At 54.2% G+C, this 12601-nt stretch carries 10 protein-coding genes; 5 read left to right on the forward strand and 5 right to left on the reverse strand.

Features of this window, described 5'->3' with window-relative positions; all coding sequences use genetic code 11:
• Window positions 1-463 precede the first annotated feature (463 nt).
• Window positions 464-1405: a VirK/YbjX family protein gene (locus tag ECL_RS07185; protein WP_013096111.1), complete on the reverse strand. Its 942-nt coding sequence runs from the start codon at window positions 1403-1405 to the stop codon at window positions 464-466.
• 166 nt (window positions 1406-1571) lie between these two features.
• Between ECL_RS07185 and pphA the strand changes: the two genes are divergently transcribed.
• Window positions 1572-2216, forward strand: a complete 645-nt coding sequence (gene pphA, locus ECL_RS07190) for a protein-serine/threonine phosphatase (RefSeq protein ID WP_013096112.1) — start codon at window positions 1572-1574, stop codon at window positions 2214-2216.
• 33 nt (window positions 2217-2249) lie between these two features.
• Here the strand turns inward: pphA and ECL_RS07195 are convergent, their stop codons facing one another.
• The 4 genes from ECL_RS07195 to yebS form a co-directional block, all read right to left on the reverse strand.
• The gene (locus tag ECL_RS07195; protein ID WP_013096113.1) at window positions 2250-2489 is read right to left on the reverse strand and encodes a YebV family protein; all 240 of its coding nucleotides are present in this window, start codon (window positions 2487-2489) and stop codon (window positions 2250-2252) included.
• Window positions 2490-2594: 105 nt separating this feature from the next.
• Window positions 2595-4037 carry a 16S rRNA (cytosine(1407)-C(5))-methyltransferase RsmF gene (gene rsmF / locus ECL_RS07200; RefSeq protein WP_013096114.1) on the reverse strand — a complete coding sequence of 481 codons (1443 nt, stop codon included), beginning with the start codon at window positions 4035-4037 and terminating at the stop codon, window positions 2595-2597.
• Window positions 4038-4113: 76 nt separating this feature from the next.
• A complete protein-coding gene (locus tag ECL_RS07205) occupies window positions 4114-6747 on the reverse strand; it encodes a PqiB family protein (RefSeq protein WP_038419908.1) in 2634 nt (877 codons plus the stop codon).
• Window positions 6716-7999 (reverse strand): membrane integrity lipid transport subunit YebS, encoded by a 1284-nt coding sequence (yebS, locus tag ECL_RS07210; RefSeq protein WP_038984489.1) that lies wholly within the window; start codon window positions 7997-7999, stop codon window positions 6716-6718. Before yebS ends, ECL_RS07205 begins: the two co-directional genes overlap by 32 nt.
• Before the next feature lie 132 nt (window positions 8000-8131).
• On the opposite strand from yebS, the gene ECL_RS07215 reads away from it, so the two are divergent.
• The 4 genes from ECL_RS07215 to htpX all read left to right on the forward strand — a co-directional run bounded on the left by ECL_RS07215 (window position 8132) and on the right by htpX (window position 12554).
• Window positions 8132-8629: a GAF domain-containing protein gene (locus ECL_RS07215; RefSeq protein WP_013096117.1), complete on the forward strand. Its 498-nt coding sequence runs from the start codon at window positions 8132-8134 to the stop codon at window positions 8627-8629.
• Between the two features lie 96 nt (window positions 8630-8725).
• Window positions 8726-9412, forward strand: a complete 687-nt coding sequence (gene proQ / locus ECL_RS07220; protein ID WP_013096118.1) for an RNA chaperone ProQ — start codon at window positions 8726-8728, stop codon at window positions 9410-9412.
• A 19-nt stretch (window positions 9413-9431) separates the two neighbouring features.
• Window positions 9432-11480, forward strand: coding sequence for a carboxy terminal-processing peptidase (gene prc, locus ECL_RS07225; RefSeq protein ID WP_013096119.1), 2049 nt, complete (start codon window positions 9432-9434; stop codon window positions 11478-11480).
• A gap of 192 nt (window positions 11481-11672) precedes the next feature.
• Entirely contained in the window at window positions 11673-12554 is an 882-nt protein-coding gene (htpX, locus tag ECL_RS07230) for a protease HtpX (RefSeq protein ID WP_013096120.1), read from the forward strand.
• Window positions 12555-12601 lie beyond the last annotated feature (47 nt).

The following is a 12601-nucleotide window of genomic DNA, read 5'->3' on the forward strand; positions in this document are numbered from 1 at the left end:
GTTTGCGTAATGTAGTCGATCATCAGTCTGCTGCATCTGAGTTGATGGCTTCATAACCTCTTTGCCGAAGGTGTCTAATACGTACCTACAGAATTCTTTTGCATTCGGCGTTCCGACAAACATGGCGATAAAATGTGCACTACAGAGGGAGAAAGATCGCACTGTTTATTATAGTTCACAGAGACGGTCAAATTGACCTTCTCAGTGATTCGGGCAGAAAACTCTTTGTGGTTGTGGTTATAGATTCTGGCAATTGAGTCGTCTGATCTATTGCAGAGGACTTGGGTAAGCTCTGAAGATGTGAGCCAGATTTGGTTGTTATCGGTAAAGACACTGAACTGAACGCTATTTAAAATTAGTTGAGTATTCATGTGGTGTTCCTTGACTGAGGAGGTTTGCACCACTGCGACGCCAATCATTGAGTTGGTGAGATGTACAGGGTTGGCAAAAGCAAGACGCAGGGTTAAAAGCGGGCGTTAATGGCCGTTTTAATTTCATCAAGCAGCTCAAAGCGGCGGCGATATTCTGCCCGTTTCTTACTGGCAATCTCGTCCAGGGATTTGCGCGCCATCTCAAGTGGCAACTGCCAGCAGAAGGTCGAGCGTTTCTTACCCTCCAGGGTTTCCCAAAACTCATCGTAGCTGGCGTGGAAATGACGGCCTTTGCTCAGGCGATAACGCAGCGCGCGGAAAACATGGCCCTCATCACTGACGGCATAAATGACGCGGATGTTTGACTGTGCGACCAGCTGGAAAATCACTTCCATCAGTACGCGTTTTGGGAACAGACCGTGGCAGGCGCGGGTAGCCTGTTTTATCACATCGCGCGTGACGCCACGGCGAGGCCCCTGAAGACCGCCGATCACCAGTACCCGTTGTCCCGCGCTGTGCGCAACAGTGAAGGTCAGGCTTGCGAGCAAGGTATTCTCGTCATCGCGCAGCCACAGTGTGCTTTCACCTTCGCGCTCGGCTTTGTGAGCGGAGGAGGCGTTGACGGTATAGAGCACCTCATTTTTAGCCCTGAACTGCACGACAGGTTGCTCCTGAGGGCTGGTCAGCGCATGGGCGAGTAAGGGGTCTTTCAGACCATCAATCCAGTGGTAGTGGCTGACGATCGCGTCAGCACGGTCGCCGGCATTCAGGCCGCGCATCAAGTACTGGCGGTGGGTTTTACTGGGTAACGTGATTTGCGCGGCCAGTAACCGATCAAAGTCATCCCGGCCAGAGAGTGCCTCAAGCATGCGTCGGGTAGAAGACCAGAACAGAAGCGTGCGTAACAGGAATTTCAGCCGATACTCACGCTTTTTCCAGATGGGGCCCGGAACGCATCTTCCGTTGACCAGGTCGGAAATAATATGTGTACGATGCGGATAGAGCACATCGTTATGCAGGTGAGTATTGGACACGTTGAAACCTCTCTTTTATTTAGTGCTTATTTTAAAGGCCCGATAAAAAGGGATTAATAGCGCGGGAAGGTTTATTTCCGTTTGGTTTAGCGTTTGTTTGGCTTTGTGATGCCCGGCGCTGATATTTGCATTTTCTGATGCGGCTATACTTATTCAGGGAGGCCTTATGTATCAGCGAATCGATGGTGGAAAGTGGCGTCACGTCTGGGTTGTGAGCGATATACACGGTTGCTATCAGTGGCTGTTGGACGAACTGAAACGCCGCCGTTTTAATCCTTATGAGGATTTGCTGATCTCCGTTGGGGATTTGATTGATCGTGGCCCTGACAGCGTTAAGTGCCTGCAACTGATCAATGAAAAATGGTTTCGCGCAGTCCGGGGGAACCATGAGCAAATGGCAATCGACAGCGTGGAAAATAATGACTTTGCGCTCTGGTTGATGAATGGTGGAAGCTGGTTTTCGCAGCTTGGTGATTCGCAACAGCAGCAGGCGCTGACCCTGTTAGAAGCGTGCCGAAAGTTGACGCTGATTATTGAGATAACCTGCACAAACGGCCTGAATGTTATTGCTCATGCTGACTATCCGGCAGCGGAATATCGCTGGCAGCAGCCGGTGAGCGCTGAGCGGGTGCTGTGGGATCGGGATCGGCTAATGGGGTTTATGGCAGGAAAAGGGCAGGGAATTCGCGGAGCGGATCACTTCTGGTTTGGTCATACGCCGCTGGATAAGCGATATGATTTTGACAACCTGCACTACATTGATACCGGCGCGGTGTTTGACGGCTATTTCACGCTGGCGCAGTTGCAGTAATAAATAACCCGCCTTCGGGCGGGTTCTCTCTGGTCAGGCAAGACGCATGACCCAGGCATCGGTTTTACTATCGTAATGCTCGCGGTAAAGGACGGAATGTTCGCCATCAAGGATTGCCGGAACGCTGGTGTCGGCATCCCAGGCATCCAGTTGCATACACAAATCCGGGTCGGATTTGCAGGGAATACTTAACGTTCGTTCGCCCTGTGTTTCGCCGCGCAATTCTGCGTCGTCGATTTCAAAAGCGCCAATTCGCACGCTGGTTTTCGTCATAATGCTCTCCGGGTGTGTTGTCAAAATCTGGTATGACCAGTACAGCCATCCATTTTTGATCGTAGACAAGGAGAGCAAAATCGCCAGTAAAAAAGTGCGCTTTTTTTAGTCGGCGCGATCGTTACCGGTAAACAAGCGACCATCGCGCACCAGTTCGCGTGGATAGCTGTTTTTCAGACGCGAACCCACTTTCTTTGCCAGTCCTAGCGGGTATCCCTGGTACGTCACCACAACGTCATCCTGAGAAGGGGCCGTTTCCGGATACACATCGCGCCCCCGGTACCACTCTTCAGCTTCCAGATGCGTCAGCGCGAAGGTGTTAGCCGTGCCGGCAAGGGCAATGACCGCCTCGTGCTGCCAGCGATAGCCTTTGTTATGCACTTCCGCCAGGCGGATCCCGATTCGGGAAAAACGAACTTTGCCGATAAGCGGTTCGATGTTCGCCGGGAAAAGCCAAATCTCTTTATCACGCTGCCAGAGGTGGAGATCGTCGTTCCAGTTCAGTCCGGCTTTGCGGGCTGCGGTGGTGACCTGCTCTGCTTCACGGCTCTTCAGCGGTGTGAAGGGGAAATTACCGATCTTAAATGTTGGCGCGGGCAGTGGTGCGATGGCGGCAGTTTTACGCAGACGGGCGACAAAAAAACCTTCGCAGTCATAAATCTGCGGGAATACGTGGAGGAAACCTTCCGGGGTGATGGCGTCTTCAGCAGAGGCAAATAAGTCATTCAGTGGCAGAAACTCAACCGCATCGGGGTATTGCGCTTTCAGCCACAGGCAGACCTCTTCGTTTTCATCACGGTTTAACGTGCAGGTGGAATAAACCAGCGTACCGCCTGGACGAAGGGCATGAAACGCGCTGTCGATCAGTTCGCGCTGCGTTGAGGCAATGTCGAGGTTGCTTTCAACTGACCAGTTTTTTAGCGCATCGGGATCTTTGCGTACCACGCCTTCACCGGAGCAGGGGGCGTCCAGCAGGATGGCGTCAAACGCTTCCGGCAGGGCGGCGCCAAACACGCGTCCGTCGAAATGCGTCAGGGCAACATTCTGAATGCCGCAGCGGCTGATGTTGGCATGCAGCACCTTCACGCGGCTGGCTGAAAACTCATTGGCGAGAATGGCCCCGCGGTTAGCCATGCGGGCGGCAATCTGCGTGGTTTTTGAACCGGGTGCGGCAGCCACATCCATGACCCGTTCAGGCGCGTTGCCATCGGCAAACAGCGCAGCAACCGGCAGCATTGAGCTGGCTTCCTGAATATAAAACAGACCGCTCAAATGCTCGGCGGTACTGCCCAGCGGCAGTGACGCCTCGTCCTCCCGTTCGATCCAGAAACCCTCTTCACACCACGGAACGGGCGTGAGCTGCCAGTGGTAAGGTGATACCAGCGCAAGGAAATCTGCGACGCTGATTTTCAGCGTGTTGACGCGAATACTCCGGCGTAACGGTCGCTGACAGGCGGCGATAAAATCGTCTAACGAGAGGTGAGAAGGAAGCGCCTCGCGCATCTGCGCCAGGAATTGTTCAGGAAGATATACGGAGTTTTGAGCCACGGGCACACCACAGGGAAAAGTTCAGGTGCGCAGTGTAACATAAAGGCTCCGGTGCGTTGACACCGGAGCCCTGAGATTAACGCGGCAGGGCGGTTCCCCACTCACGCCACTCTTTAGGTTCGCTTTCGAGCAGCAGGAAGTGTTTGCCCGGCTGTGCTTTCGGCGCCAGCGGTGTACCCGGCGGCGTGGCGAAAGCAATACCGCCGCGAATAAACTGGTTGAACGTACCGGTTTTCACCACGCCGCCCGTCAGGCCGAAGTCCAGCGAATAGCCAGAGGCCAGCCAGAACACCGAATTATTCCGTACCAGATGCTGGTAACGATCGCTGATGCGTAACGCCACCATCACGCGGTCGGAGAGCGTCCCGAGCGTCAGGCCGGTCACCGTTCCCACTTCAATACCGCGGAACAGAACTGGCGTGCCGATGCTAAGCGAGCCGGCTTCCGGTACCTCCACCACAATGCTCAGACCATCAAGATAGCGCGAGTCGGTGATGGTGGCTTCCTGCAGTTCAAAATCACGACGCGCGTTGCCACGGCCAGGCTCGACGTTGATATACGGCTGCAGGATGGTGTCGAGATGCTCAACGCCCGCGGCCGAGATCTGCGGCGTCACCACGGAGAAACGCGTGCCTGAACGGGCAAACGTCTGCACATATTCCGGATAAAGCACCGCGGTGGCCTGCACTTCATTGCGGGCGGTGATCAGCGTCAGCTTCTGGATCTGTCCGATATCAATGCCCAGGTAGCGGATAGGCATTCCTTCCGCCAGCTTTCCGGCATCGAAGGCGTGCAGGGTAATCTGCCCGCCAACCGCACGTGCAGCGGTTTCAGACGGGAAGAGGATACGCTTGTCACCCTTGCGCATATTGCCGCCCGCGCCGGGCAGGTTATCGAAGCTGATCGCCCCGCGCAGCGCGCGAGAGAGCGGGGAGGCCTGCACGGTCAGCCCGCTACCGTTAAGCTGAACTTTTGCACCACCTTCCGCCCAGAAGACGCTGTTCGGGGTAAGCAGTTTGCGATACTCCGGCTTGATGTGCAGTTCAATATCAAAGGCGTCTGCACGAGGGCGAACGGTGATGACCTCCCCAACTTCAAACTTGCGATACAGCACGACTGAGCCTGCCTGAACGTCCGGCAGCGTTTCCGCACTCAGCGTCAGCGTGGTGGTCGGCAGATCGCTCATGCTGTTTTCAATCGCTTTATCCAGATTGGCATACAGCGGATAGCTGTCGCGGACAGGACCTTTGCTGCCCGGCAGGATGCGGATCCCGCCGTTCACCCACTCGCTCGCACTGGCTCCGAGGAATTCAACGCCGTCCAGCCCAACCTTCACGTCTACGCGGCTGTTAACCACGAATTTGCTGTCGCCATGCACCAGATTGCTGTATTGCGGATCGATTGCGGCGGAGAAGCTCACACCGTTTTCCGACAACGACCGCTCCAGCACCTGGCCTACCTGCACGCCGTGTAAGATCAGCGGCTGACCGGCTTCGATACCGTAACTTTCCGGCGCGTTCAGCGTAATGGTCACCACGCCGGGTTTTTGCAGCAGGGCTTTATCCGCCGGGGCAACCACAAAGGTGTTGCTGGGCTGGCCTTCGCCGGGGATCAACTCGAAGGTACTGCCTGTCAGGAGGCTGCTGATGCTGGCATCACTCAGGGACAGTTTCGGGCTGCGCATTTCGATACGCGTTTTCTCGCGCAGAAGATCTACCACGCTTGGGTCAACCGTCATCTCCCCGGTTACGGAACCGCCCGGATTGAGCGTCATTTTGGTGAGCTGACCGACCTCCAGACCCTGATACATCAGCGGCGTAGAACCGGCTTTTAACCCTTTGGCATCGGGCAGGGCAAGTTTGACGATCACGCCACGCTGGCTGTGCGCCAGGTCGGCATACAGACCGAACGTGTCATCTGCGGCGGCAGGGCTGGAATTTTCCGGGGAGTCAAAGGCAATGGCACCATTGACCAGCGCGGCCAGACTTTCAAGCTTCACTTTCGCACCGCTAAGGCTTAGGTCAGCGTCCACGCCGGAAACGTTCCAGAAACGGCTGCCTTTTTTCACCAGATTGGTAAAGCGACGCTCAATTAACACATCGATAGTCACCCCCTGCTTGTTGGGGTTGATGGCGTAATCGTACACCCGGCCCACCGGGATTTTACGGAAGTACACCAGCGAGCCACTGTTGAGTGACCCTAAGTCCGGCGCCTGCAGGTGGATCATCAGATCCCCGTTATTGAGACGATATTTGGGCTGCGTATCAAGCGCCACAAAGTGATCCTGTGGCTCACCTTTACCCGGCATCATGCCGATATAGTTCCCGCCAACCAGCGCATCCAGACCGGACACCCCGGCCAGAGAGGCCTTTGGCGTGACCAGCCAGAACTGTGTTTCGCTACGCAGCGCGTCCTGCATATCAGATTTGATGCTGGCCCGCACCTGAATCTTATTCAGCCCTTTTCCAAGGGAGATATCCTGGACGGTACCGACTTCCACCCCCTGGAAACGCACCGGGGTACGTCCGGCCACAATGCCGTCGGCAGACTGGAAATCAATGGTGATGGTACTTCCGCGATCTTCATAGCTCGTCCAGATAAGCCAGCCTGCAATCATCAGGGCGATGACAGGCAGCAACCAGAATGGCGAAATGCGGCGTTTTGTTTTAATTCTCGCTTCAGTCGGCGAAGCGGGGGTTTCCTGACTCATGTGCATCCCAAAGTAAGCGGCTATCCAGCCATTCCACAGCAAGAATAGTCAATATCACCGCAGAGCCGAAATAAAAAGCTGCGGGTCCCATTGTAAAAGCAAGTAGCTGGTCGCGGTTAATCAGCGACATCATCAACGAAATCACGAACAGATCCAACATCGACCAGCGGCCAATCCAGGTAACGAAGCGCAGGAGCAGGATACGGGTACGTAAGCCTTGCTCACATTTAAAGTGAATGCTGATGAGCAGGGTAAACATCACCACCACTTTGGTAAACGGCACCAGAATACTGGCGATAAACACAATTGCCGCCACGCCAATATTACTGTGCGCAAGGGAGATAATGCCCGAGAGGATGGTATCCTCCTGCCGCCCGCCATTCACGTAAATAATGGATATCGGCAACATGTTGGCAGGAAGCAGGAATATCAACGAGGCGATGAGGGCGGCCCAGCATTTTTGCAGGCTATTGTTGCGCCGCAGTCGCAAGGGAATATGGCAGCGTGGGCAGCGGCCGCGCGCATCGGGCAGCCCGGTGTAGTGGCAGCCCAGACAGACCCGGAGATTCTCGTCCGGGCGCGTGGCGGGGCGCTGCGGGTAAAATCGCTCCCAGAGCTGCTCAACGTTGAGATGGATCAGCGTCAGGATACTGAGCAATACCAGACAGATAAAAGCAAAGAGGCCGACGCCCGGTTGCAAAAACGCGTAGTCCTGCACTTTTATGGAGGCCACGCCAACGCCCACCAGATAGATATCCAGCATCACCCACTCTTTGAGTTTATCGAGCATCAGCAACACCGGACGCAGGTTCATGCCGAGAATATTACCGAACCAGAGATACGCAATGGCGGCGACCAGCACCAGCGGTGCACCAACGGTACAGAAAAGCACCATGGCTGCGGTCACCGGATCGCCCTGGCGCGTCATCTGCCAGATCCCCTGCAGCACGTTGGCATCAATGCGCACGCCGAGCAGGTAGAGCTTCAGCAGCGGCTCGCTCCAGGCAAAGGGCATCAACAGCAGCATGGTGACCGCCATGGCGGCGAGACGGGTTAATGACCAGTCGCGGCCGTCACGAATTTTGGCGTCGCAGCGGGGACAAAAGGCGCTTTGGTGCGATTTCATCTTCGGCAACATAAAAAGCGTATCGCACTGGGGGCAACGCTGATAATGTGCACGAGGCAAAGCTGCGCTTACCGTATGGACAGTTATCTTTTTTGTCGGCGTGATTTTGGTTGTTTTTAAGGCCATCAGTTGCGCACAAATAGGTATTGTTGAAAGTTATAATAACTCATGAATGGATTCATCTTGAGCATGAGCGCATTTAATGCTTATTTTAATAGGCTATGCGGTAATTTTGTAAGACAACTAAGTGATTGAAGAATGAACAAAACAGAATTCTACGCGGACCTGAACCGCGATTTTAAGGCATTGATGGCGGGTGAGACCAGCTTCTTAGCCACTCTGGCAAATACTAGCGCATTGCTGTTTGAACGTCTCTCTGACGTGAACTGGGCCGGTTTTTATCTTCTGGAAGGTGAAACGCTGGTGCTGGGGCCGTTCCAGGGCAAACTGGCCTGCGTACGCATTCCGGTCGGCCGGGGTGTCTGCGGCACGGCAGTCGCCGAGAATCAGGTACAGCGTGTGGAAGATGTGCATGCGTTTGACGGGCACATTGCCTGTGATGCCGCCAGTAATTCTGAAATCGTGCTGCCGCTGGTGGTAAAAAATCAGATTATTGGCGTTCTGGACATCGACAGTACGGTCTTCAGTCGCTTTACAATCGAGGACGAACAGGGGCTGCGCGAGCTGGTGGCGAATCTGGAAAACGTTCTTGCAGCAACCGATTATCAAAAATTCTTTGCGAGCGTCGCAGGATAATCAACGGATAACGTAGCATTTACTGATAGCGTCATTATAATGACGCCTGTTCATGCCTGCGCTTGTTGGCAACGTCCGTTGTAATCAGGAAATTTCATGGAAAATCAACCTAAGTTGAATAGCAGTAAAGAAGTTATCGCATTTCTGGCCGAGCGTTTCCCACAGTGCTTCAGCGCTGAAGGCGAAGCTCGTCCCCTGAAAGTCGGTATTTTTCAGGATCTGGTAGCACGCGTTGAGGGGGAAATGAACCTCAGCAAAACTCAGCTGCGTTCCGCCTTACGTCTTTATACTTCGAGCTGGCGTTACCTGTACGGTATCAAACCGGGCGCGACTCGCGTGGATCTTGACGGCAACCCCTGTGGTGAGCTGGACGAGCAGCACGTCGAGCATGCGCGTAAGCAGCTTGAAGAAGCCAAAGCACGCGTTCAGGCACAACGTGCAGAACAGCAGGCGAAAAAACGTGAAGCCGCTGCGGCAAACGGCCAGGAAGAAGCGCCTCGCCGTGAGCGTAAACCGCGTCCTGCACCGCGTCGCAACGAAAATAACGATCGCAAACCGCGTGCTGACAAACCAGCAGCTAAAGCCCCGCGCGCGCCTCATGAAGAGCAGCGCCACACTCCGGTTTCAGACATCAACGCCCTGAGCGTCGGTCAGGCACTGAAGGTAAAAGCGGGTAACAATGCAATGGACGCCACCGTTATGGAAATCACCAAAGATGGCGTTCGTGTACAGCTGACTTCTGGTATGTCAATGATTGTACGCGCAGAACACTTGTTGTTCTGAAACGGAGGCCAAGCCTGGCATGAACACTTTTTTTAAGCTCACCGCGCTGGCCGGCCTGTTTGCCATAACAGGCCATGCTTTCGCAGTGGACGATATTACGCGTGTTGATCAAATTCCGGTTCTCAAGGAAGAGACGCAGCACGCGACGGTGAGCGAGCGTGTAACGTCACGCTTCACCCGTTCGCACTATCGTCAGTTCGATCTCGATCAGGCCTTTTCGGCCAAAATCTTCGACCGCTATCTGAACTTGCTGGATTACAGCCATAACGTACTGCTCGCCAGCGATGTCGAGCAGTTCGCCAAACGTAAATCCGACGTCGGTGATGAGCTGCGTTCCGGCAAGCTGGATCTGTTCTACGATCTGTATAACCTGGCACAAAAGCGCCGCTTTGAACGTTATCAATATGCGCTGAAAGTGCTGGAACGTCCGATGGACTTCACCGGCAATGACACCTTTAATCTGGACCGCAGTAAAGCGCCCTGGCCGAAAGACGAAGCCGAGCTGAACGCCCTGTGGGACAGCAAAGTGAAGTACGACGAACTGAGTCTCAAGCTCACTGGCAAAGATGAGAAAGAGATCCGTGACACGCTGACGCGCCGTTACAAGTTTGCCATTCGTCGTCTGGCACAAACCAACAGCGAAGATGTTTTCTCGCTGGCAATGACTGCCTTTGCCCACGAAATCGATCCGCATACGAACTATCTCTCCCCGCGTAACACCGAACAGTTCAATACCGAAATGAGCCTTTCTCTGGAAGGTATCGGCGCGGTGCTGCAGATGGACGACGATTACACGGTGATCAACTCCATGGTTGCGGGTGGCCCGGCATCAAAAAGCAAAGCGATAAGCGTAGGCGATCGCATTGTCGGTGTAGGCCAAACCGGGCAGAACATGGTTGATGTCATCGGCTGGCGTCTGGACGATGTGGTTGCGCTGATCAAAGGTCCGAAAGGCAGCAAAGTTCGTCTTGAAATTCTGCCTGCCGGGAAAGGCACCAAAACCCGTATCGTTACCCTGACCCGTGAGCGTATTCGTCTTGAAGACCGCGCGGTGAAAATGTCGGTGAAAACCGTCGGTAAAGAGAAGGTGGGTGTACTTGATATCCCTGGCTTCTACGTAGGGCTGACCGATGACGTAAAAGTGCAGCTGCAGAAGCTTGAGAAGCAGAACGTCAGCAGCGTGATCATCGATCTGCGCAGCAACGGCGGTGGTGCACTGACAGAAGCTGTCTCTCTGTCTGGCCTGTTTATCCCGTCTGGCCCGGTCGTGCAGGTGCGCGATAACAACGGTAAAGTGCGTGAAGATGCCGACAATGATGGCGTGGTTTACTACAAAGGCCCGCTGGTAGTGCTGGTCGATCGCTTCAGTGCGTCAGCATCAGAAATCTTTGCCGCTGCAATGCAGGACTATGGTCGCGCGCTGATCGTGGGTGAGCCGACGTTCGGTAAAGGTACCGTCCAGCAGTATCGTTCCCTGAATCGTATTTACGATCAGATGCTGCGTCCGGAATGGCCTGCGCTGGGGTCTGTTCAGTACACCATTCAGAAATTCTATCGTGTGAACGGCGGCAGTACGCAGCGTAAGGGCGTGACGCCAGACATCATGATGCCGACAGGCACGGAAGAGACGGAAACCGGTGAGAAGTTTGAAGATAACGCGTTGCCGTGGGATAGCATCAATGCCGCGACTTACGTGAAAGCCGGTGATATGACCCAGTTTGGTCCGGAGCTACTGAAAGACCACAACGAACGCATCGCGAAAGATCCTGAATTCCAGTACATCATGAAGGACATTGCCCGCTTTAATGCCCTGAAAGAAAAACGGAATATTGTTTCTCTGAACTACGCTCAGCGTGAGAAAGAGAACAATGAGGATGACGCAACGCGTCTGGCGCGTATCAACGATCGCTTCAAACGTGAAGGTAAACCGTTGCTCAAGAAACTGGACGATCTGCCAAAAGATTACCAGGAGCCGGATCCGTACCTGGACGAGACGGTACATATCGCTCTTGACCTGGCGAAACTCGAAAAAGCCAGGCCCGCCGAGCAACCCGCTCCGGCAAAATAATCCCCAACAGGCACAAGAAATTGTGCCTGTTTCTTTTTGTTCTGCATCCTTCCGTCAGGCAGATTTCCAATTGTGTAAAGTTGTGTCTTTCTGGTGACTTACGCCCTTCGTATGCTTGAAAATAGCCGCAATACCCATACGATGTGGGTAATCGCATAGTGCGTTTTGTTAAACTGAGGTTAAAAGAAAATTATGATGCGAATCGCGCTCTTCCTGCTCACCAACCTGGCGGTAATGGTGGTATTCGGGCTGGTGCTAAGCCTGACAGGAATTCAGTCGAGTAGCGTTCAGGGTCTGTTGATTATGGCGCTGCTGTTTGGTTTTGGTGGCTCTTTTATTTCACTTCTGATGTCGAAGTGGATGGCGCTGAAATCGGTAGGTGGTGAGGTCATTGAACAGCCGCGCAACGATATGGAGCAGTGGCTGATGAATACGGTGGCGCAGCAAGCTAAGCAGGCGGGGATCGCCATGCCGCAGGTTGCCATTTACCATGCGCCGGACATCAATGCCTTTGCTACGGGTGCCCGTCGCGATGCGTCGCTGGTTGCCGTAAGTACCGGGCTGCTGCAGAACATGAGCCGTGACGAAGCCGAAGCGGTTATCGCGCACGAGATCAGCCATATTGCGAACGGTGACATGGTAACCATGACGCTGATTCAGGGCGTGGTGAACACCTTTGTGATCTTTATTTCCCGTATTCTGGCGCAGATCGCCGCTGGCTTTATGGGTGGAAACCGCGATGAAGGTGAAGAGAGCAACGGTAACCCGCTGATCTACTTCGCGGTATCAATGGTTCTGGAACTGGTGTTCGGCATTCTGGCCAGCATCATCACCATGTGGTTCTCCCGTCACCGTGAATTCCATGCGGATGCCGGCTCTGCGAAACTGGTTGGTCGTGAGAAGATGATTGCTGCCCTGCAGCGTCTGAAAACCAGCTACGAGCCGCAGGAAGCTAACAGCATGATGGCATTCTGCATCAACGGTAAATCAAAATCGTTGAGCGAGCTGTTTATGTCTCACCCGCCACTGGATAAACGCATTGAAGCGCTGCGCAGTGGGGAATACCTGAAGTAATGCTGAAGATGCAGTCTGAGCCGGGCGGAGGTAACTCCGCCCGGCTT

The sequence above is a fragment of the Enterobacter cloacae subsp. cloacae ATCC 13047 genome (genome assembly GCF_000025565.1).
Lineage (GTDB): Bacteria > Pseudomonadota > Gammaproteobacteria > Enterobacterales > Enterobacteriaceae > Enterobacter > Enterobacter cloacae.

Bases quoted from the DNA above. Each gene is read 5' to 3' on its own strand.
- pphA (WP_013096112.1), top strand. From the start codon at position 1,572: ATGTATCAGCGAATCGATGGTGGAAAGTGGCGTCACGTCTGGGTTGTG.
- ECL_RS07195 (WP_013096113.1), bottom strand. From the start codon at position 2,489: ATGACGAAAACCAGCGTGCGAATTGGCGCTTTTGAAATCGACGACGCA.
- ECL_RS07205 (WP_038419908.1), bottom strand. From the start codon at position 6,747: ATGAGTCAGGAAACCCCCGCTTCGCCGACTGAAGCGAGAATTAAAACA.
- yebS (WP_038984489.1), bottom strand. From the start codon at position 7,999: ATGGCCTTAAAAACAACCAAAATCACGCCGACAAAAAAGATAACTGTC.
- ECL_RS07215 (WP_013096117.1), top strand. From the start codon at position 8,132: ATGAACAAAACAGAATTCTACGCGGACCTGAACCGCGATTTTAAGGCA.
- proQ (WP_013096118.1), top strand. From the start codon at position 8,726: ATGGAAAATCAACCTAAGTTGAATAGCAGTAAAGAAGTTATCGCATTT.
- prc (WP_013096119.1), top strand. From the start codon at position 9,432: ATGAACACTTTTTTTAAGCTCACCGCGCTGGCCGGCCTGTTTGCCATA.
- htpX (WP_013096120.1), top strand. From the start codon at position 11,673: ATGATGCGAATCGCGCTCTTCCTGCTCACCAACCTGGCGGTAATGGTG.